Genomic DNA, 19,750 nt, shown 5'->3' with positions numbered 1-19,750 from the left:
GCCCCACCCCCCGGGGGCTTCGCCCCACCCCCCGGGGGCTTCGCCCCACCCCCCGGGGGCTTCGCCCCACCCCCCGGGGGCTTCGCCCCACCCCCGGGGGCTTCGCCCCACCCCCCGGCGGCACCGCCTTCCCCGGGCGCCCCCAGCCCCACCGTTTGACCCCGGCCGCCGTATGGGCGTAAACCGGGAGGGCTTGGGCGTGGGGTGGGATGTGGGTCGCGCGGGCGTGGCAGGGTGCGGGAGGGCCGGGGTGATTGTCGCCTCGTCCGATCATCGTTCCGTCCGGCGAGCAGCGAAGGTCTGCCATGAGACTGCGCAACGCCCTTGCCCTCACCGCCCTCCTCCTGGCCCTCAACACCGCGACCGCCGCTGCCGACATCGGCAACGGAGGCGGTGCCCGCCCCGCACCCGCGCTGCCCTCCCGCGCGCACGCCACCTGCGGCGACGGCAAGGCGACCGCGTTCCCCATCGGGGCGCGGATCCGGGGCGGGCCTGTGGTCTACCGGGCCGGTGCCGGGCCGCAGACCTGGCTGCTCGACCTGACCAACACCACCAGCGGCACCTGTACGGCCATCCACCCCGTGGTCGTCTTCACCGATGCCGCCCGGGCGCTGCGCCCCGCCCACCTCCGGATGGAGTTCGAGGCCCCCGGCGGCCCCTTCCCCGTCACGCTGGAGCGCTCCGACCGTGACGAGATCATCGCCGTGTTCGACGGCGGGCCCGGCGGCGGGAACGGTGCGAACGGTGGGAACGGGGACAGCCGGTTCGCCGGGTTCTCCGTGCCGGCCGGCGGTTCCGCCACCGTCAAGGTGCGGCTGGCCTTCGCCGCCGACACCCCCCTGGGCGAGGTCGTCGCCGACGCGGCGCTGGTCCAGCGCAAGGCCGGCGACGGGGAGTGGGTCGGGGAGGCGGGCGGGTACCGCTTCTCCGTGGAGGGGCCGCAGGACCCGGCCGAGGCGGGTTCGCTCGCGCACACCGGGCCCCACGAGTGGGTCTACGGGTCCGCCGCCGTGGCCGCCGTCGCCGCCGGGGGCGGGCTGCTGCTCGGGGCCCGGCGGCTCCGGGCCTCCGCCTAGCGGCTCGCCCGCGCACGCCCCCCGTACCTCCCTCGCCCCTCCACCTCCTCGGCGCGACCGGCCGCGCCGACCCGCTCGCCGGCCCGTCACAGCCGTCGCCGCCGGCCCGCCCACGCGCAGGCGTCACGCCGCCGCACGGGGCGGCGTACCGCTGAACACCCCGACGGCGAGGCCGCCCCCGCCCCGCCCTGTCCCGGGCCGTGGACGCCCTCCCCTTCCGCAGCCCCGCACCGCTAGGGTGGTTCAGACCAGAGGCCCACCGAGGTCAGAGGCACCGCAGAGCGGAGAGACGTCCCGTGGCAGAGCGCAAGCCGATCGAATCCTGGCTGACCGACATGGACGGAGTCCTCATCCACGAGGGCACCCCGATCCCGGGCGCGGATGCCTTCATCAAGCGGCTGCGCGAGTCCGGCAAGCCCTTCCTGGTGCTGACCAACAACTCCATCTACACCCCGCGCGACCTCCAGGCCCGGCTCAGCCGGATGGGTCTGGACGTGCCCGTCGAGAACATCTGGACCTCGGCGCTCGCCACCGCGAAGTTCCTCGACGACCAGCGCCCGGGCGGCACCGCGTACGTCATCGGCGAGGCCGGCCTGACCACGGCCCTGCACGACATCGGCTACATCCTGACCGACCACGAGCCCGATTACGTGGTCCTGGGCGAGACGCGCACCTACAGCTTCGAGGCCATGACCAAGGCCGTCCGGCTGATCAACGGCGGCGCCCGCTTCATCTGCACCAACCCCGACGAGACGGGTCCTTCCACCGAGGGTCCGCTCCCGGCCACGGGTGCGGTCGCCGCGCTGATCACCAAGGCGACCGGCAAGAAGCCGTACTTCGCCGGCAAGCCCAACCCGCTGATGATGCGCACGGGTCTCAACGCCATCGGCGCCCACTCCGAGTCCAGCGCGATGATCGGCGACCGTATGGACACCGACGTGCTGGCCGGGCTGGAGGCGGGCATGCAGACCTTCCTCGTGCTGACCGGTCTCACCACGGTCGAGGACACCGAGAAGTTCCCGTACCGGCCGACCAAGACGGTCGATTCCATCGCTGACCTCGTCGGCCTGGTGTAGTCGCGCAGGAGCGGGTACGGCTGACACGTACGGGCCAAGAGAGCGCCGCTCCGGATGCGGAGCGGCGCGCCGCGCGTGAGGCTCCTTGTCGAGGAGGTTCACCATGCGCTGTTCTCTGATCGCTCTGCGTGTCGCAGGGGCCGCCGTCGCCCTGACGGCATTCACCGCCGTGACCGCCCCCGCAGCCCTCGCGAACGAGTGGGACCGCGGTGGCGTCTCGGCGGAACCGAACCCGGCCGCACCGGGAGCGCACGTCAAGATCCGCGTGCGGGGCTGTCACGGTGACTGGGGGGTGGCCCGTTCCCCCGTCTTCGTGTCGGACGTGCGCCTCTCCTCGCGCCACGGGGACGGCCGGACCCTCTGGGGCGAGGCCACCGTCCGCTCCCACGCCGACCCGGGCCGGCACGAGATCCGCGTCAAGTGCGAGGGCGCCGACGGCCTGCGCGGCTCCATCGACATCCGCCACCGCGACCACCACCACCGCCCCGACCCGCACCGTTCGCCGGTCTGGCCGGTCCACGCGGGCGGCGGCGGGATGTCCGCCGAGGTCGCCGGGGCGACCCGGCCGGCGACGGCCGCGGAGAAGAGCCACGACGGCGACGGCCCCGGGCTGCCCCACACCGTGATCGGCGCCGTTCTCGCCGCCGCGGCCACCCTGGCGGTCGCGGGCCGGGCCATCACCCTGCGACGCCGCCGCAACGGCGGATGAGCGAGCCCAGGGCCTCCGCGGGCGGCCGGCTGCTGACCTTCGCCGCCTGGACGGTGCTGGTCATGGGCCTGTGGCTGTGGGGCAAGGAGATCACCGGGGTGCCGCCCGTTCCGGCCGCCGACCAGGCCGGCGGGCAGCCGGGGCCGGCCCTCCCGGCCGCGCGGCCCCCGCTGCCCGGGGTGATGCCCGCGCGGGTCGACGTACCGGCGCTGGGCGTCCGGGCGCCGGTGATCGCCCGGGGCCTGGACGCGCAGGGGGCGATCGATCCGCCGCCGTACGAGCTCCCGGGCACGGTGGGCTGGTGGGGCGCGGGCCCGGCGCCCGGTGCGGTGGGGGCCGCGCTGATGGTGGGGCACGTGGACACGCGGTCCAAGCCGGCGGTGTTCTACGGCCTGAGCTCCCTCAAGCCGGGCCAGAAGATCCGCGTGGAGCGGGCGGACGCCACGGTCGCCGAGTTCACCGTGGAGGACGTACGCGTCTTCGAGCGCGCGGGCTTCGACCCCCACAAGGCGTACGGGCCCCGGGTCGGGGGCCGCGCCGAACTGCGGCTCGTCACCTGCGGCGGGAACTACGACAAGGCGGCCGGGCAGTACGCGGCGAACGTGGTGGTCTCGGCGTACCTCACGGGCGCGGGGGCGAAGCCGGCCACGGCGTCGGTCTAGCCCGTCCGGGGCAGCCGGGCCCCCAGCCCCCGAGGCCCCGCCCGGCCGGGCCGGCGGCAGAACGAAGAAGACCCCCGTGGCTTTCGCCACGGGGGTCTTCTTCTCGTCTGTGCGCCGCCAGGGACTCGAACCCCGGACCCGCTGATTAAGAGTCAGCTGCTCTAACCAACTGAGCTAGCGGCGCTTGCTGACAGGCAAAACTCTACCCCACCCGGAGAGGCGCTCGTGACCAGCCGCGCCCGCGCTGTCCGATTAACCCATGTTTAGGAGGTTTGTCGTGCACGATATGTCTGGTCGAGCCGAATCTGATGCCCCGACAGATGCGTGCCCGGCCGACCAGTGGACGAGCAGGGGAGTGGACGGAACCGCATGACGATGCAGCCTCCGGTGCATGTGCAGATGCCGACGCCGATGACGTTGCCGGTCTTCGAGGAGTACGAGCCCGCCGGCGACTGCGTGTGCCTCGGGTGCGCGCAGCGGCGCCGCACCCTCGCGCGGGGGCGGGCCATAGCGCTGCGGGACGGCGGGCACCCGGCCGCGCGCGGGGCCCGCCGGGCGCTGGTACTGGCGACCGCGGCCGGTGTGGTGCTGGGCGGCGGCGGGTCGGCGGCACTGGCCACCGCCAGGCCGGTGCCGGGCCCCGGCCCGGTTGCCCTGGACGACCGGGACGGTGCGGACGGTCCGGGCACCCCGCAGGGCGACCGGGCCCCGCTGCACGGACGCCCGACCCCCGGGCCGCGCCCCACGTCCCCGTCGGTGGGACGGCCGGGCGCGCCGCCCGCCGTGCGCGCCATCGACCGGGCCACGATCATCAACCGGGCGAAGACCTGGCTGGACGCCCAGGTCCCCTACAGCATGACCTCGTACTGGTCGGACGGCTACCGGCAGGACTGCTCGGGGTACGTCTCCATGGCCTGGAACCTGGGGACGAACGAGTGGACCGGCAGCCTCGACTCCTTCGCCACGAAGATCACGAAGGAGCAGCTGCTGCCGGGGGACATGCTGCTCTTCCACAACCCGGCGGACCCCAACAACGGGTCGCACGTCGTCCTCTTCGGCGGCTGGGTCGACGAGACGCGCACGCACTACGTCGCGTACGAGCAGACCCGCCCGGCGACGCGGAAGCAGGCCACGCCGTACGGGTACTGGAAGAACTCCGAGAAGTACCTGCCGTACCGGTACAACGGCGTGACCACCGGGGTCCTCCCTGACCCCCCGGTACCGGACCCCCCGGTGCCGGGCACCCCGGTGCCGGGCACCCCGGTACCGGGCACGCCGGTACCGGGCGCCCCGCCGGCGGGCACGGCGGCTTTCCCCGGCGCGGCCAAGTTCGGCCCGGGCGCGGACAACGAGTACGTCGCCGAGCTCGGCAAGATGCTGATCGGGCGCGGTGCCCTGCGCTTCTACCCCAAGGGGCCGAGCACGAAGTGGAGCGACGCCGACCGGCAGGCCACGCGGGCCTTCCAGGAGGCACAGGGCTGGACGGGCGCCGACGCCGACGGCATCCCCGGCGAGCACACCTGGCGGCTGCTGGTCCAGCGCAAGGGCAAGGACATCCCGCCGACGGGACGGACGACGGGACCCGGTGCGGTGAAGCCGGCCGTGGCCCTGCCCGGCCCGACCGGGGTGCCCGCCTACCCCGGGCCGGGCGTCTTCCGCCCGGGGCAGTCCCATCCGGCCGTCCTCGCCCTCGCCCGCCGGCTGGCGGCGAAGGGCTTCGGCAAGCACTACACGTCCGGCCCGGGCCCGCGCTGGAGCGAGGCCGACCGCCGCAACGTCGAGGCCTTCCAGCGCGCCCAGGGCTGGCGCGGCGCCTCGGCCGACGGCTATCCGGGCCCGGAAACCTGGCGCCGGCTGTTCGCATGACGGAGGCAACGATGTACCCCACCCACACGACGTTCACCACGGGCACCTTCCGCATCCCCGCGCTGCCCGCAGCCCCCGCCGGCGCCACCGCCCACGCCTCGGGTCCCGCCGGCCCGCTGCCGTCCCGGGCGCCGGCCGTGGACCAGGACCCGGCCGCCGGGACCCGCCCCGCCGAGCCGGTCGCCGTGTACCGCGGGTCATGGACACCGCAGCCCCCTGCGGCGGGCCCCGTCCCCCTCCCCGCCCCGGGCCCCGCCCCGGCCGTCCCCCCGGCGCCGACCCCCGCCCCGACGCCCGCCGCGCACCCCGCCCCCGCCCCGGTGTGGCCGTCCGCGCAGCCGGCGCCCGCCGCCGCGCACCCGGCCGGGCCGGAGCCGCAGGCGCAGCCCCCGGCGGGGGAGTCCGCCGCCCCCGACCCGCATCCGTGGGCGGCGGCTCCCGCTGCCCCCGCCCGGGCGGCCGTTCCGCAGCCGGGCGGCTACCGGGACCGGCCCGCCGGGCAGCCGGGCCACGGGCCGACGGCACGGGCCGCGCACCCCGACGGCCCCGCCCCCGAACGGGCCGTCCAGCCGTTCGGAGCCACCCGGTTCGCGTCGGGCGTCGCCGCGCTCCGCCCGGCCGGTCCGGAGCCCGTGACGGCGGTCCCGGCGGCGGAACCCACCTCCGCGACCGGGGGTACGGAGTTCCCCGCGGCCGCCGCGACCTGCACTCCGGCCCCCCGCGCCGCGGAGCCCGCCGCCGCGACGGCCCCCCGCGCCGCCGAGCCGGACCCGCTCCCGGCCGGGCACGCGCACCCCGAACCGGCCCCGCTGGCCCTGGCGGCGCCCCCGGCCACCGCCCCCGATCCGGCTCCGGGGGCCTTTCCCGGCCCCACCCAGGGCCGCGCCTCCGAACCGGAACCCGCCCGGCCGGGGCCTTCGCACCCCGCCGACGCCGACGCCGACCCCGACGCGTTCCGCGCGGCCGCCGACGCCCCGGAGCCCGGCAGCGAGCCCGCCCGGCCGGGGCCGCCGCGGGGTGACGTGCCCGCCGCCCGGAGCCAGGCCGGGGCGGACGCCGCCCCCGGCATCCCGCACCCCGCGCCCGAGCCCCCGCACGGCGTGCCCGGCCCCGGACCCGCGGAAATCGCCGCGCGGGCCGTCGCGCGCGGGATGCGCACCGAGGATCCCGCCCCGCGCGGCCGCCCGCGCCCCTCGCGCGGCGGTGCGGTCACGGAGGTCCCGCTGCACCTCCCGTTCCGCCCGCAGCCGCAGCCGCCCAGGTCCCCGGCCGCCGCTCCCGTCGCCATCACCGCGCGGAAGCCGGTCGCCGGCCGTCGCGTCCCCCGGGGCGACGACCGGCTCCGCGAGCACCGGGGGCCCGTACTGCCCGGCTGGATCGCGGTGGCCGTCGGCGGCCTGGCCCTCCTCGGCTGCGCGGCGGTGCTGTGGCGGGCCGGTGTGGTCCCCGCCACCGTGGTCGCCGCCTTCGGGGCCCCTCCCCGCCCCTACCAGGGGCTGCGCGCCACGCACTGGCCCCCGCTCGCCTTCCTCGGCATCGTCACCCTCCTCGCACTCGGCGGCCTCGGCCGGGCCAAGGCGGGTCACGCCTGGGTGCTCACCCTCTTCGGGCGCTACCGGGGCACGGTCCGGCGTACCGGCCTGACCTGGATCAGCCCGCTCCTGCTGCGCCAGCGGGTCGACGTCCGGCTGCGGCACTGGCGCAGCGAGCCGATGCCCGCCGTGGACTCGGGCGGGCTCGCCCTCCAGGTCGTCGTGCAGGTCGTCTGGCAGGTCAAGGACACCGCCCGGGCCACCCTCGCCGTCGAGGACCACACCGACTACCTGGCCGAGCAGGTCGAGTCGGCGATGGCCCGGGTGCTGTCCCAGCTGCCCGCCGACGCCTTCCACGAGGACGCCCCGACCCTGCGCGACGCCGAGGCCGTCGGTGACGCGCTGACCCGGATGGTGGCGGCCGAAACCGAGGCGGTCGGGATCGAGGTGTTCTCGGCCCAGCCCACCCGGATCGAGTACGCCCCCGAGGTCGCGGAGGCGATGCGCCGGCGCCGGGTGGCCGCGATCGATGCCAAGCACCGGGACACGGTGCTGACGTCGGTGGTCGACGCCGTGGACGACACCGTCCACCGGCTGACCTCGCGCGGGATCGTGGAGCTCGACGACTACGAGCGCAAGGCCCTGGTGAAGGACCTCACCGTCGCCTTCTACACCGGGCGGTCCGACCAGTAACAGCCGTCACGGGGGTTCCGCGAGCGAACGGGTGGCCGGTAATGACCGGACCACCCGTTCGCTCATTGGTATAGACATGGCCAACTCCCGTCCATACCCTGGGACTTGGTCTAGACCTAGAGCGGCCGACCGGCTCCCCCCGCCCGGCCCCAGCACCCCCACCAGCCCCACTCACCCCATCCGCCCCACCAGCTCAAACCAGCTCCACCAGCCCCGATCAGTCCCACCAACCCAGCCCAGTCCCACCGAGCTCACCAACCCAACCGAACCCAATCCAACCCGGCCCCCACCACTCCGGTCGACCCCACCGACCGCCGGATCCCAGCTCCAGCCGGCCCGCCAGGGCCGATCCCCACACGCGCACCCCTCGCCGGATGCCGCATTCCCCCCACGCCCAAGGAGCACCATGCGTTCCTTCCGCATGCCCTCATGGCCCGCACGCCCCACAGGCCCCGTGCACCCCTCCCACCCCTCCCGCCCCGCGCGGACGGCCGCCGCCGCCACGCTCGGTCTCGGCCTGCTCGCCGGAATCGCCCTGCTCGGCGCCCCCAGCGCCAGCGGCCACGGCTACACCGACACCCCCATCAGCCGCCAGAAGCTCTGCGCCAACAGGACGGTCTCCGACTGCGGCCCCATCCAGTGGGAGCCGCAGAGCGTCGAGGGGTACAAGGGCTTCCCGGCGGCCGGTCCGGCCGACGGGAAGATATGCGCCGGCGGGCACAGCGAGTTCGCCCAGCTCGACGACCCGCGCGGCGGCAACTGGCCCGCGACCCGGGTGAACTCGGGCCAGCCCTTCGACTTCCGCTGGCAGTTCACCGCCAACCACTCCACCACCGACTTCCGGTACTACGTCACCCGGAACGGATGGGACCCGGCCAAGCCCCTCACCCGGGCCGCCCTCGACCCCCAGCCCTTCCTCGTCGTCCCGTACAACGGCGGCCGCCCGGACATGACGACCATCCACCGCGGCTCCATGCCGGCCGGCAAGACCGGGCGGCACATGATCCTGGCCGTCTGGACGGTCAACGACACCCCGATGGCGTTCTACGCCTGCTCCGACGTTCAATTCTGACGCCACGTCAGCTAACCTCCGGCGGCATGCGGACCACGACAGCACCCGGCGCCGGCGAGACCGTCGCGGAACTCGTCGCGCGCCAGTGGGGCGACCACCGGCCCGGGCTGATGTACGGGGCCGGCGCGGCCGGCAGCGCCGGGCCCGCCGTCCTCAGCCGCCACCGGACCGCCCGGGAGGCCGCCGCCCGCGCCGCGCTCCTCGTCGACCTGCTGCCGCCGGGGGCGGAGCCGCACGTGGGGGTGCTGCTCGACAACACCCCCGAGTTCCCCTTCTGGCTCGGCGCGGCGGCCCTCGCGGGAGCCGCCGTCGCCGGGATCAACCCCACCCGGCGCGGCCCCGAGCTGGCCCGCGACATCCTGCACACCGACTGCAGGATCCTGGTCACCGAGCCCGCCCACCTCCCGCTGCTGCGCGGCCTGGACCTGCCCGGCGTACGGCTCCTGGTCACGGGGACCGAGGAGTACGAGACCCTGCTCGCCCCGTACGCCGCCGCGAAGCCCGGCGAGTCGACGGTGCGTGCCGGAGCGCCGCCCGGCCCCGGGACCCGGCTGCTGCTCTACTTCACCTCCGGCTCCACCGGCGCCCCGAAGGCCGCCGTCTGCGGCCAGGGCCGTCTCGCCGCCGCCGGCGGAGCGCTGGCCCGGAGCCTCTCGGTCACCGCGGACGACGTCCACTACATCTGCATGCCGCTCTTCCACGGCAACGCCGTCATCGCCGACTGGCTGCCCGCCCTCGCCGCCGGCGCCCCGGTGGCGCTGCGCCGCCGCTTCTCGGCCTCCGCGTTCATGGACGACGTACGGGCCTACGGGGCGACGTACTTCACCTACGTCGGCCGGGCCGTCCAGTACCTGCTGGCCACCGAGCCCCGCCCGGACGACCGGGAGCACCGGCTGCGTCTGGGTTTCGGCACCGAGGCGGGGGCGGTGGACGCGGCCCGCTTCGCCGACCGGTTCGGGGTCCGGCTGGTGGAGGGGTACGGGGCCACCGAGGGCGGCGCCTCGGTCCAGCGGGCCCCCGGCACCCCGGCGGGCGCGCTGGGCCGGGCGGCCCCGGGGGACGACCTGGCCGTCGTGGACCCGGAGACGGGCCGCGAGTGCCCGCCCGCGGTCCTGGACGGGCGGGGCCGGCTGGTCAACGGGGACGAGGCCATCGGCGAGCTCGTCAACCGGGGCGGCGGCTTCTTCGAGGGCTACTGGCGCAACCCCGGCGCCGAGGCGGCCCGCACCCGGCACGGCTGGTACTGGACCGGTGACCTGTTCTTCCAGGACCCCGAGGGGTTCCTCTACTTCGCGGGCCGCACCGACGACCGGCTGCGGGTCGACAGCGAGAACCTGGCCGCGGCGGTGATCGAGAACATCCTGGCCCGCTGGGAGGCGGCGGCCGGTGTCGCCGTGTACGCGGTCCCGGACGAGGTCGCGGGGGACCAGGTGATGGCCGCCCTGGCCCTGCGCGAGGGCGCCACCTTCGACCCGGAGGCCTTCGGCGCCTTCCTGGCCGCGCAGCCGGACCTCGGTACGAAGATGTCCCCGCGCTACGTGCGCATCCTCGACGCGCTGCCCGTCACCGCCACGAACAAGATCCACCGGGTCGCCCTGCGCCGGGCCGGCTTCCTCGGCCCCGGCCCGGTCTGGCACCGGTCCGGCGGCGCGTACCGCCGGCTCGACGGGGAGGGGCTGGCCGCGCTGCTGGCGGCGTACGAGGCGCAGGGCCGCCGGGAGCTGCTGGACCGCTGAGGGGGCTCGCCGTGCGGGCCTGCGGTTACTGGTTTGGAGCACCCCTGGGGACCAGGTAGTATTTTCTCTGTCAGCAGGCGCCGCTAGCTCAGTTGGTTAGAGCAGCTGACTCTTAATCAGCGGGTCCGGGGTTCGAGTCCCTGGCGGCGCACCTGATCTTCGGGCGGTTTCCGGTTCACCGGGAACCGCCCGAAGTGTTTTCCGGGTCGCCGCAGTGCTTTTTCCGGGGCCGCAGGGTGTCCGGGGCCGGGGCCGCGCTCGGCCTTCTTCCGGGGCCCTCAGAGGGTGAGTGACAGCAGCAGCGGTGCGGCCTTGCGGTTCAGGGTGTCGGCCGCGGCGCGCAGCCGGTGGGCGTGTTCGACCGGCATGGACAGGGCCAGGCAGCCCACCGCGGCACCGGCCGTGATCGGGACCGCCGCGCAGACCGTGCCCACCGCGTACTCCTGGAGGTCCAGGACGGGGACGGTGGCGGGCTGGGAGTCCAGCTTCGAGAACAGGATCCGCTCGTTCACGATCGTCTTCGAGGTGAGCCGGGCGATCTTGTGGCGGGACAGGTGGTCGCGCCGCCCGTTCTGGTCGAGCTGGGTCAGCAGGCACTTGCCGACCGCGCTGGCGTGCGCCGCCGAGCGGAAGTCGACCCACTCGTGCACCTTGGGCGTGCGCGGGCTGTCCGCGAACTGGGTGATGCGGACCTCGCCGTCCACGTAGCGGCTGATGTAGACGGCCGCGCCGACCGAGTCGCGCAGCTTGTCGAGGGTGTCCTGGAGCTTTTCCTGGAGGGCCTGCTGCCGGCCGAGGCCGGAGCCGAGCAGGACGAGGGAGTCACCTATGGCGTAGGCGCCGTCGGAGACCTGGAGGACGTAGCCCTCGCGGCGGAGCATGAGGAGCATCGGGGCGAGATGGACCGCGGGCAGGCCGGTCTCACGCGCGATCTGCACGTCGGTCACACCGCCGGTGTGCCGCGAGATCGTTTCGAGTACGCGCAGGGCGTACTGCACCGAGTGGAACGGCGCGGTCGGCTCGGGCTTCAGCGCCACGGTTTCCCCCTACCAGGTTGTTACCGCTTGCTCTACCACGATAGCCATCAAGGGGCCCACGTGGGGCGTGTGTTGAGGAGATTGATGGCTTAATCAAGTCGCCCGGCCTGGAACTACCCGTTTGGCATATGCCAGCGGCATGGGCATGCCCCGGTCTGCCGGGAATGCCCGGCGAGCACTTCCCGTTCGAGTTCTTCGTACGAACGCCGTACGAGGCGTACGGGGCGCCGCGGGCGCACGAGCGGGACGGGACGGGAGCGACGATGAGCGACACCGGGGACGCGGGCCGGGGCACGGGCGGGTCGGCGGAAGGCAGCCCTCAGCAGGCGGACCGGGCCACGGCCCAGGACCCGGCGGCGGCACCGGCGCCCACGGCTCCGGCGGCCACGGCTCCGGCCGCGGACCCGGGCCGGTACCGGGCCCAGGACCGCCCGCAGTACCCCGGCGGGGACCCGGCCGGCGGCCCGGCCGGCGACCCGGCCCAGGACCGTCCCCGCGACCCCGTCCGCGGGATCGCCCGGGGCCGGGCGCCGGTGCCGCTGTCGGTGCTCGACCTGGTCACCGTGGGCAGCGGGTCCACCGCCCACGAGTCCCTTCGCACCAGCGTGCGGATCGCCCGGCAGGCCGAGGCCCGGGGCTACCACCGCCACTGGGTCGCCGAGCACCACTCCATGCCCGGGGTCGCCAGCTCCTCCCCGGCGGTGATCCTGGCCCACCTCGCCGCGCACACCTCGCGGATCCGCCTCGGCTCGGGCGGGGTCATGCTGCCCAATCACGCCCCGCTCGCCGTGGCCGAGCAGTTCGGCACCCTGGAGGCCTTCGCCCCGGGGCGGATCGACCTCGGGCTCGGCCGGGCGCCGGGCACCGACCCCCGTACGGCGGCCGCGCTGCGGGGGCCCGGACGGCTGGACGAGGCGGCGGACGAGTTCCCCCGGCGGCTCGCGGAGCTGACCCGCTTCCTGGACGACGACTTCCCCGACGGGCACCCGTACGCCCGCGTGCACGCCGTGCCCGGCCCGGTGCAGGGGCCCGCCGGGCGTCCCCCGGTCTGGCTGCTGGGCTCCTCCGGCTTCAGCGCCCGGCTCGCGGGGGAGCTGGGCCTGCCCTTCGCGTACGCCCACCACTTCTCCGCGGCCGGCACCCTGCCCGCGCTGGAGCTGTACCGCGACAGCTTCCGCCCCTCGGCGGTGCTGGACGCCCCGTACGCCCTCATCGGCGTCTCGGCGCTGGCCGCCGACACCGCTGCCGAGGCGCGTGCGCAGGTGCTGACCGGAGCACTGTCGATGCTCCGCCTGCGCGGCGGGCGGCCCGGGCTGGTCCCGACGCCCGAGGAGGCGGCCGCGTACGGCTTCTCGCCGCTGGAGCGGGAGTTCGTCGACGGCTGGCTCTCCAACGTCGTCCACGGCACCGCCGACGAGGTCCGGGCCGGGCTCGACGCGCTGGTGGCGCGGACGGGCGCGGACGAGCTGATGCTGACCGCCAACGCCCATGGCGGAGAGGCCCGGCTGCGCTCGTACGGACTCGTCGCAGATGCGTACGGGATGCCCGCCGAGCCCTCGACCCGGGCCTGAGCGGGGCTGGGTCCGGGAGAAACGGCATGTGGCTGGTTCGTTGCCGAAGGCTTGCCGGAGCATGACCTAAGGGAGCCTTAAACCGCTCGTCACCCGGGGTGGCGGGCGGTTCTTGCGGTGCGCTCAGGTCTCTGACGAGGGGATTTGACCGTTGAGTGGTCTAGTCCTTCTTTGGTCCAAACCATTGACTGGGGTGCCGGGTGATCGCTATCACTTCTCTCACCTACCGCTGATTTCCTCACCTCCCACCCCCACGGAGGCAGTTCATGCACGTGCGTAAACCCCTCATCGCGGCCGCCGCCACGGCCGCGCTGGCGGCCGGTGCGCTGGCCGGCTTCGCGGGACTCGGCACCGCACAGGCCGCCGACGCCTCCACCACCGCCACGGCCGGCGGCGTGCGGATCGCCTACTACGACCAGTGGAGCGTGTACGGCAACGCCTTCTACCCCAAGCACCTCGACACCCGGGGCATAGCGGGGAAGCTGGACGTCATCAACTACTCGTTCGGCAACATCCACCCCACCGAGCTCACCTGTTTCGAAGCGAACAAGGCGGCGGGCGACGACAACAACCCCAACGCCGGTGACGGCGCGGGCGACTCGTACGCCGACTACCAGAAGTCCTTCAGTGCGGCCGACAGCGTCAGCGGCGTCGCGGACAAGTGGGACCAGCCGATCGTGGGCGTCTTCAACCAGTTCAAGCAGCTGAAGGCCAAGTACCCCCACCTGAAGATCAACATCTCGCTCGGCGGCTGGACGTACTCGAAGTACTTCAGCGACGCGGCGAAGACCGACGCCTCCCGCAAGAAGCTGGTCTCCTCCTGCATCGACCAGTACATCAAGGGCAACCTGCCCAAGGCCGACGGCTTCGGCGGCCCCGGCACCGCGGCCGGGATCTTCGACGGCATCGACATCGACTGGGAGTACCCCGGTTCGCCCGACGGCCACCTCGGCAACCACTACGCCCCCGAGGACAAGCAGAACTTCACCCTCCTGCTCAAGGAGTTCCGCGAGCAGCTCGACGCCTACGGCCGGGCCAACGGCGGCAAGAAGTTCATGCTGACGGCGGCCCTCCCGGCCGGCCAGGACAAGATCAAGCACATCGAGACGGACAAGATCGGCGCGTACCTCGACTACGCGAACATCATGACGTACGACATGCACGGCGCCTGGGACGGCGACGGGCCGACGTACCACCAGTCCCCGCTGTACTCCCCGGCCGGCGACCCGACCGACGTGATCGCCCCGGGCACCCAGAAGTACAGCATCGACAACGCCATCGACTCCTGGATCGACGGCAACCCGGCCTACGGCATCGCCGGCGGGTTCCCCGCCGGCAAGCTGACCCTGGGCTACGAGTTCTACTACCGCGGCTGGAAGGGCGTCCCCGCAGGGGCGGCGGGCGGCCTCGCGCAGCCCGCCACCGGCGCCTCCGGTGCCCGTCCCACCAGCCAGCAGGCCGGCATCGCCAACTACAAGGAACTCGGCGGGATCGTCGACAACCCGGCGACCACCTACTGGGACGACCAGGCCAAGGCCTCGTACTTCTACAAGGACGGCGAGTTCTTCACCGGCCTGAACCAGAAGTCGATCCAGGCCCGCGTCGACTACGGCAAGCAGCGCGGCCTGGCCGGCGCGATGATGTACTCCCTGCTCGGCCTGGACAACAACACCACGCTGCTGAACCAGATCTCGGACGCCCTCGGCGCTGCCACCCAGCCGCCGACCACCCCGCCGACCACGCCCCCCACCACCCCGCCGACCACGCCGCCGACGACCCCGCCGACGACGCCCCCGACCACCGGCTGCGGCAGCGTCCCGGCCTACGTCGCGGGCACCGTCTACACCGCCGGCAACGAGGTCTCGCACAATGGCCGCAAGTACCGGGCCCAGTGGTGGACGCAGAACGAGGCGCCCGGCACCACCGGTGAATGGGGTGTCTGGAAGGACCTCGGCGCCTGCTGATCTCCCCCCACCCCGCGCCGAGCGCCGGCCCGCCCCGCCCCCCTTCCCGGGGGGCGGGGCGGTTCCGGTTCCCGGTTTTTGGGGCGCGCGGCGGCCCTCAGGCCTGCGGCGTCCCCGAGGCGAACCGGGCCCCCGGCGGCGGCGCGATCATCTCGGCGATCCGCTCCGGCGCGACCGCGCGGGAGTACAGCCAGCCCTGCCCGGTGTCGCAGCCGACGCGGCGCAGCCGGGCCGCCTGGCCGGCGGTCTCCACGCACTCGGCGGTGACCGTCAGCCCCAGCCGGTGCGCGAGCTGGACGAGGGCCTCCACGATGGTCTCGTCGGCCGGGTTCGGGTGGGTGCCCTCCTCGTAGCGGAAACCGCGGACGAAGGAGCCGTCCAGCTTCAGCACGGACACCGGGAGCCGGCTCAGGTAGGCGAGGTTCGAGTAGCCGGTCCCGAAGTCGTCGATGGCGATCCGCACGCCCATGTCGCTGAGCGCCTGGAGCGCCTGGAGGGGGCGGCCCGCCGACCCCATCACCGCGGACTCCGTCAGCTCCAGCTGGAGCAGCTGGGGGGCCAGGCCGGTCTCGGCGAGGATCTCCGCGACGTCCCCCACCAGGTCCGAGTCCCACACCTGGCGCACCGCCACGTTCACCGAGACGAACACCGGGCAGTCGCTGGGCTGGTCGATCTGCCAGCGCCGCGCCTGGCGGCACGCCGTGCGCAGCACCCACTGGCCCAGCTGCACGATCGAGCCGTCCTCCTCGGCGATCCCGATGAACCGATTCGGCGTCAGCATCCCGAACTGCGGGTGGCGCCAGCGGACCAGGGCCTCCACCCCGCGCACCACTCCGCTCTCCAGGTCGACCAGCGGCTGGTACTCCAGCTCGAACTCCCCGCGCTCCACGGCCGGGCGCAGGCTGGAGGAGAGCGCCTGACGGGTCATCCGGTGCGCGTTGCGCTCGGGGTCGAAGAGGGTCCAGCGGGCCTTGCCGTCCGCCTTCGCCCAGTACAGGGTCGTGTCCGCCGCCTGCATCAGCCCCGTCGCCGAGGTGCCGGCCGCGTCCCGCTCGACCACGCCGATCGACGCGGACACCGAAAGCCGCTGCCCGGCCAGGTCGAAGGGCTCCTGTACGGCGGCCAGTACGCTGCGCGCCAGGTCGGCGAGCTGCTCGGTGCCGGTGGAGTCCTCCACCAACAGGGCGAACTCGTCGCCGCCGAGCCGGGCGACGAGGTGCCCGCCCGAGCGGCCGTAGCCGGACTGGTCGGCGCACTGGCTGAGGCGGGCCGCCACGGCGGTCAGCAGCCGGTCGCCGACCCGGTGGCCCAGGGTGTCGTTGACCGCCTTGAAGCCGTCGAGGTCCAGGTAGCACAGGCCGATCCGGCCGGTGCCGCCCGTGCCGTAGGCGGAAGCCTCCAGGGCGGCCGAGAGGCGCTCGAAGAAGAGTGCCCGGTTGGGCAGCCGCGTCACCGGGTCGTGCATCTGGAGGTGCCGCAGCCGGGCCTGGAGGTCGCGCCGGTCGCTGATGTCGGCGACGGACAGCAGGACGTCCGGGGTGCCGGTCACCGGGCCCAGGGTGACCTCGGCCCACAGCGAGTGCCCGTCGGGGTGCTTGAGGCGGCGCGTGCACCGCAGCCGGGCCTGCCGGCCGCGCAGCACCTCCTGGTAGGCCTGCCAGGTACGGGCCTCCGCCGCCAGGTCCACGAGGTCGGCGGCGCACTGCCCGGCGAGGGCGTGCGGCTCGGCTCCCAGGAGGGTGGCCAGGGCCCGGTTGGCGGCGATCACCTCGCCGCCGCGGCCGATGACGGCCATGGCGAGGTGCGCCGCGTCGAAGGCGGCGCGGTAGTCGCGCGGTTCGGGCACGGCAGACACTGGTTGGTGACGCTCCGTAAGGGTCGGTCGGGTGCTCTCGGCCGCCGAACCGGTCTCCTCTGAGGTTCCGCTCACCGTTCGCTCCCGCTGTGTTCGTGAGTGTCCGCGCAGGAAAGTGTGCCGATCATAGAGGCTGCCGGGAGCCCCTATCCAGCGGCGTCGCCGTGCGGGGACGGGTCCGTCGCCATGCTGACGCCTTTCGGGGGGCCTCCTGACGGGGTGTCGGACAGGGGTCGGGTGACCGTTTGCGCGCATCTGTGAGCATCGGGCGGCGCGAGTCGATCTGATGTGACCGATCGTGACGTTCTGTAGCGACCGCCGTGAACTCCGGGGGTCACCGGCTTGCCGCAGCAGTCACTCATGTGGGGCACCGGAACAGGACATTAGTCAGACAATCACCCCAAGGTGGATGGGACGGGACGAATCCACCAGCGGGAGGTCGACGTGCGGCGAGAGCAGACACCCGGGGGAGTGGACCGCTCCCGCATGCGAAGTACGGCCGCGGCCCTCACCTCCATGACGGCGCTCGCCGCCATGTCGCTCGTCGCGGGTCCGGCCGTCGCCGACACCAACGCCGCGGGGCCCTGCGCGCTGACGCGGACGGCCGCCCACCACTCCCTCGGCGTGGACACCTGGAACGGCTCCTACCCCAAGCCGGAGCGCACGCTCCACGCGGTCATGGTCTTCCTCTCCTTCCCCGGCCACCGCACCGCCCTCACCCCCGCCGAGCTGACGGCCGACTACTTCCCGGCGACCAGCGAGTTCTTCGAGCGTGCCTCCTACGGCCGGTTCCGGCTGGCCCCGCACCCGCAGAAGCAGTGGATCCGGATGCCCCGGCCGGCGACCGCCTACGGGATACGGCGCGACTGGGCCCCCGGGGACCGGGCGGCCTACCTGCGGGACGCGGTCGCTGCCGCCGATCCGCGCGTGGACTTCAGCGCGTACGACGTCGTGTACTTCATCGCCGACCCGAGCGCCCCCGGCGTGGACTCCGACGCCACCAAGGTCGTCAACTTCGACCGCCCGATCGTGGCGGACGGCTCGGAGCTGCGGCGGATCGTCACCGTCTTCGAGCAGCACCCGCCGGACCGCAACGTGCTGGCGCACGAGACCGGGCACGTCTTCGACCTGCCCGACCTCTACCACCGGCCGGCGGACGGCAAGGGCGACTGGGACACCTACGTCGGCGACTGGGACGTCATGGGCAGCCAGTTCGGCATGGCCCCGGACCTGTTCGCCTGGCACAAGTGGAAGCTGGGCTGGCTGGATGCCGCCCAGGTGGACTGCGTACGGTCCGGCACCTCGCTGCACACCCTCCAGCCGCTGTCGGAGGCGCCGCCGCCGGGCGGCACGGGCGGCACCCGGCTCGCGGTGATCCGTACGGGCCCCGGCAGCGCGATCGCGGTCGAGGCGCGCGGCTCCGCCGGGAACGACGGGGACACCTGCACGGAGGGGGTCCTGGTCTACCGGGTCCGCAACGAGGCGTCCTCGGGCGGCGGGCCGATCGAGGTGCTGGACGGGCACCCCCGCACGGAGGCCTGCTGGGACCGCTCGGTGTACCCGCCGCTGGCGGACGCGCCGCTGGAGGTCGGTGAGACCTTCACGGTGCCGGGGGAGCGCATCACCATCGAGGTGGCGGACCGGACCCAGTCGGGCGCCTACACGGTGAAGATCACGACCTGAGGGAGTCGTTCCCGCCGCCGCGCGCACACCGCGCGCACACGAAGAAGGCCCCCGCTCCGAAGAGCGGGGACCTTCTCCCGTCTGTGCGCCGCCAGGGACTCGAACCCCGGACCCGCTGATTAAGAGTCAGCTGCTCTAACCAACTGAGCTAGCGGCGCCTGCTGACGTCGTAGACATTAGCAGGCGTTTCGGCCGAACCAAAAATCGATACCGGACCCCGGGCGGCGTGCAGGAACGCCCAGAGCAGGGCGTCCGGACCGGGGAGCCAGGGCAGCCGGGCGTCCGGGGCCACCAGCCAGCGCGACGGGCCCGGCGCGGCGGACAGCGGGGGCACCGTGACGGCGTCCCCGTGGCCGTGGCACAGCGGGGCCGGGGCGGCCGGGCCCCACTCCTCCCACGCGAGCAGCGCCGGGAGCCGCTGGGCGGTGCCGGGGGAGGCGAAGAGCAGCATCCGCCCGCGGTGGACGGCGGCGGGCCCCGAGCCGGGGCCCCGCTCCCAGAGCAGGTCGAGCATCCGGCGGCCGAGCACGAGCGGAACGTTGACGACGTCGAACGCGGTCCCGCAGGGCAGCACGGCGGGCGCGGTGGGCCGCGCCTCCCAGACGGCGAGCGTCTCGTGCGGGTGCGCGGAAGCGGAGGCCAGCCAGGCGGCACCCTGTGCGGTGACCTGCGTGGCGGGCGCGGTGCGTGCGTCGGGGCCGTCGAGGGCGGGGCAGCCGGCGGCCGTCGTCAAGGTCGTCATATGCCAGGTGTACCCGCCGTAGCGCAGCGGTTCCGCGGAGTTACCGAAAACCGGGACAGGGCGGGCGGTCCTGGGGTATGTTGCGCCGCGCATGTGCCGCGCAACCGCGGGGTCCCGGGACCGGCCGCCCTGTTTCCGTGTGCCCCGGCCGGACCGTGCCGAGGCCGTGCCCGGTCCCGTGCCTAGGTCGTCTCTTTGGGATCTTGCCGGGCAAGCCCGCGGCGTCTGGTGCGGTGCCTCGCGAGGCGGAGGCGCAGCGCGCGTAACTGGACGTACTCGGCTGTGCCGACAGCGCGGCGAGGTGCCGTGCCAGGCGTCGCGGGTCTGGGGGTACCTCCCAGCGGTAGCCGGGGGAGCAAGATCCGGAAGAGACGGCCTAGATGTATTGACCCGCAGCGTTGTTCACGCGGCTGATGGGTGGCATGCCGCCCAGTGCGGTGTGGCAGCGGTGGTGGTTGTAGGTGTGGAGGAAGTCT

At 74.2% G+C, this 19,750-nt stretch carries 14 protein-coding genes, 3 tRNA genes and 1 pseudogene; 12 read left to right on the top strand and 6 right to left on the bottom strand.

Annotated elements, in window-relative coordinates; genetic code table 11:
• Nucleotides 1-305 precede the first annotated feature (305 nt).
• The 4 genes from ACFY7H_RS33515 to ACFY7H_RS33500 all read left to right on the top strand — a co-directional run bounded on the left by ACFY7H_RS33515 (nucleotide 306) and on the right by ACFY7H_RS33500 (nucleotide 3,523).
• Nucleotides 306-1,076, top strand: a complete 771-nt coding sequence (locus ACFY7H_RS33515; RefSeq protein WP_388946322.1) for a hypothetical protein — start codon at nucleotides 306-308, stop codon at nucleotides 1,074-1,076.
• A gap of 296 nt (nucleotides 1,077-1,372) precedes the next feature.
• Entirely contained in the window at nucleotides 1,373-2,152 is a 780-nt protein-coding gene (locus tag ACFY7H_RS33510) for an HAD-IIA family hydrolase (RefSeq protein ID WP_388946319.1), read from the top strand.
• A 103-nt stretch (nucleotides 2,153-2,255) separates the two neighbouring features.
• Complete coding sequence (locus tag ACFY7H_RS33505; protein ID WP_388946316.1) at nucleotides 2,256-2,861, top strand: hypothetical protein; 606 nt, start codon at nucleotides 2,256-2,258, stop codon at nucleotides 2,859-2,861.
• Nucleotides 2,858-3,523, top strand: a complete 666-nt coding sequence (locus ACFY7H_RS33500; protein ID WP_388946314.1) for a class F sortase — start codon at nucleotides 2,858-2,860, stop codon at nucleotides 3,521-3,523. The genes ACFY7H_RS33505 and ACFY7H_RS33500 overlap by 4 nt, the downstream gene beginning before the upstream one ends.
• A 110-nt stretch (nucleotides 3,524-3,633) precedes the next feature.
• Here the strand turns inward: ACFY7H_RS33500 and ACFY7H_RS33495 are convergent.
• Nucleotides 3,634-3,707: transfer RNA gene (locus tag ACFY7H_RS33495), tRNA-Lys, on the bottom strand.
• Nucleotides 3,708-3,934: 227 nt separating this feature from the next.
• Here ACFY7H_RS33495 and ACFY7H_RS33490 point away from each other — a divergent pair.
• The 5 genes from ACFY7H_RS33490 (at nucleotide 3,935) to ACFY7H_RS33470 (ending at nucleotide 10,573) form a co-directional block, all read left to right on the top strand.
• Nucleotides 3,935-5,389 carry a peptidoglycan-binding protein gene (locus ACFY7H_RS33490; RefSeq protein WP_388946328.1) on the top strand — a complete coding sequence of 485 codons (1,455 nt, stop codon included), beginning with the start codon at nucleotides 3,935-3,937 and terminating at the stop codon, nucleotides 5,387-5,389.
• A gap of 11 nt (nucleotides 5,390-5,400) precedes the next feature.
• Entirely contained in the window at nucleotides 5,401-7,614 is a 2,214-nt protein-coding gene (locus ACFY7H_RS33485; RefSeq protein WP_388946311.1) for an SPFH domain-containing protein, read from the top strand.
• A gap of 406 nt (nucleotides 7,615-8,020) precedes the next feature.
• Complete coding sequence (locus tag ACFY7H_RS33480; protein WP_388946308.1) at nucleotides 8,021-8,686, top strand: lytic polysaccharide monooxygenase; 666 nt, start codon at nucleotides 8,021-8,023, stop codon at nucleotides 8,684-8,686.
• A gap of 26 nt (nucleotides 8,687-8,712) precedes the next feature.
• A complete protein-coding gene (locus ACFY7H_RS33475) occupies nucleotides 8,713-10,422 on the top strand; it encodes an AMP-binding protein (protein ID WP_388946305.1) in 1,710 nt (569 codons plus the stop codon).
• A gap of 77 nt (nucleotides 10,423-10,499) precedes the next feature.
• A tRNA-Lys gene (locus ACFY7H_RS33470) sits at nucleotides 10,500-10,573 on the top strand.
• A gap of 127 nt (nucleotides 10,574-10,700) precedes the next feature.
• On the opposite strand, the gene ACFY7H_RS33465 is transcribed toward ACFY7H_RS33470, so the two are convergent.
• Nucleotides 10,701-11,459, bottom strand: a complete 759-nt coding sequence (locus tag ACFY7H_RS33465) for an IclR family transcriptional regulator (RefSeq protein WP_388946303.1) — start codon at nucleotides 11,457-11,459, stop codon at nucleotides 10,701-10,703.
• Nucleotides 11,460-11,722: 263 nt separating this feature from the next.
• Between ACFY7H_RS33465 and ACFY7H_RS33460 the strand changes: the two genes are divergently transcribed.
• Both ACFY7H_RS33460 and ACFY7H_RS33455 read left to right on the top strand, forming a co-directional pair.
• A complete protein-coding gene (locus ACFY7H_RS33460) occupies nucleotides 11,723-13,030 on the top strand; it encodes an LLM class flavin-dependent oxidoreductase (RefSeq protein ID WP_388946325.1) in 1,308 nt (435 codons plus the stop codon).
• A 266-nt stretch (nucleotides 13,031-13,296) separates the two neighbouring features.
• Nucleotides 13,297-14,994, top strand: coding sequence for a glycosyl hydrolase family 18 protein (locus tag ACFY7H_RS33455; protein ID WP_388946300.1), 1,698 nt, complete (start codon nucleotides 13,297-13,299; stop codon nucleotides 14,992-14,994).
• A gap of 97 nt (nucleotides 14,995-15,091) precedes the next feature.
• On the opposite strand, the gene ACFY7H_RS33450 is transcribed toward ACFY7H_RS33455, so the two are convergent.
• The gene (locus tag ACFY7H_RS33450; protein WP_388946297.1) at nucleotides 15,092-16,924 is read right to left on the bottom strand and encodes a putative bifunctional diguanylate cyclase/phosphodiesterase; all 1,833 of its coding nucleotides are present in this window, start codon (nucleotides 16,922-16,924) and stop codon (nucleotides 15,092-15,094) included.
• A 411-nt stretch (nucleotides 16,925-17,335) separates the two neighbouring features.
• Between ACFY7H_RS33450 and ACFY7H_RS33445 the strand changes: the two genes are divergently transcribed.
• Entirely contained in the window at nucleotides 17,336-18,532 is a 1,197-nt protein-coding gene (locus ACFY7H_RS33445) for a M6 family metalloprotease domain-containing protein (protein ID WP_388946294.1), read from the top strand.
• 84 nt (nucleotides 18,533-18,616) lie between these two features.
• Here the strand turns inward: ACFY7H_RS33445 and ACFY7H_RS33440 are convergent.
• The 3 genes and pseudogenes from ACFY7H_RS33440 to ACFY7H_RS33430 all read right to left on the bottom strand — a co-directional run.
• Nucleotides 18,617-18,690: transfer RNA gene (locus tag ACFY7H_RS33440), tRNA-Lys, on the bottom strand.
• On the bottom strand, nucleotides 18,681-19,274 hold the full coding sequence (locus tag ACFY7H_RS33435; protein ID WP_388946291.1) for a bifunctional DNA primase/polymerase: 594 nt from the start codon (nucleotides 19,272-19,274) through the stop codon (nucleotides 18,681-18,683). Before ACFY7H_RS33435 ends, ACFY7H_RS33440 begins: the two co-directional genes overlap by 10 nt.
• A 376-nt stretch (nucleotides 19,275-19,650) precedes the next feature.
• Nucleotides 19,651-19,750 (bottom strand): annotated as a pseudogene (locus ACFY7H_RS33430) (IS481 family transposase); the annotation flags it as partial.

The organism is Streptomyces sp. NPDC012794, from assembly GCF_042901085.1.
Lineage (GTDB): Bacteria > Actinomycetota > Actinomycetes > Streptomycetales > Streptomycetaceae > Streptomyces.
This window is presented reverse-complemented; position numbering and strand designations above follow the sequence as displayed.

Coding starts and splice junctions, on each gene's coding strand:
- ACFY7H_RS33460 (WP_388946325.1), top strand. CDS start 11,723: ATGAGCGACACCGGGGACGCGGGCCGGGGCACGGGCGGGTCGGCGGAA.
- ACFY7H_RS33515 (WP_388946322.1), top strand. CDS start 306: ATGAGACTGCGCAACGCCCTTGCCCTCACCGCCCTCCTCCTGGCCCTC.
- ACFY7H_RS33500 (WP_388946314.1), top strand. CDS start 2,858: ATGAGCGAGCCCAGGGCCTCCGCGGGCGGCCGGCTGCTGACCTTCGCC.
- ACFY7H_RS33505 (WP_388946316.1), top strand. CDS start 2,256: ATGCGCTGTTCTCTGATCGCTCTGCGTGTCGCAGGGGCCGCCGTCGCC.
- ACFY7H_RS33435 (WP_388946291.1), bottom strand. CDS start 19,274: ATGACGACCTTGACGACGGCCGCCGGCTGCCCCGCCCTCGACGGCCCC.
- ACFY7H_RS33475 (WP_388946305.1), top strand. CDS start 8,713: ATGCGGACCACGACAGCACCCGGCGCCGGCGAGACCGTCGCGGAACTC.
- ACFY7H_RS33490 (WP_388946328.1), top strand. CDS start 3,935: ATGACGTTGCCGGTCTTCGAGGAGTACGAGCCCGCCGGCGACTGCGTG.
- ACFY7H_RS33455 (WP_388946300.1), top strand. CDS start 13,297: ATGCACGTGCGTAAACCCCTCATCGCGGCCGCCGCCACGGCCGCGCTG.
- ACFY7H_RS33485 (WP_388946311.1), top strand. CDS start 5,401: ATGTACCCCACCCACACGACGTTCACCACGGGCACCTTCCGCATCCCC.
- ACFY7H_RS33480 (WP_388946308.1), top strand. CDS start 8,021: ATGCGTTCCTTCCGCATGCCCTCATGGCCCGCACGCCCCACAGGCCCC.
- ACFY7H_RS33445 (WP_388946294.1), top strand. CDS start 17,336: ATGCGAAGTACGGCCGCGGCCCTCACCTCCATGACGGCGCTCGCCGCC.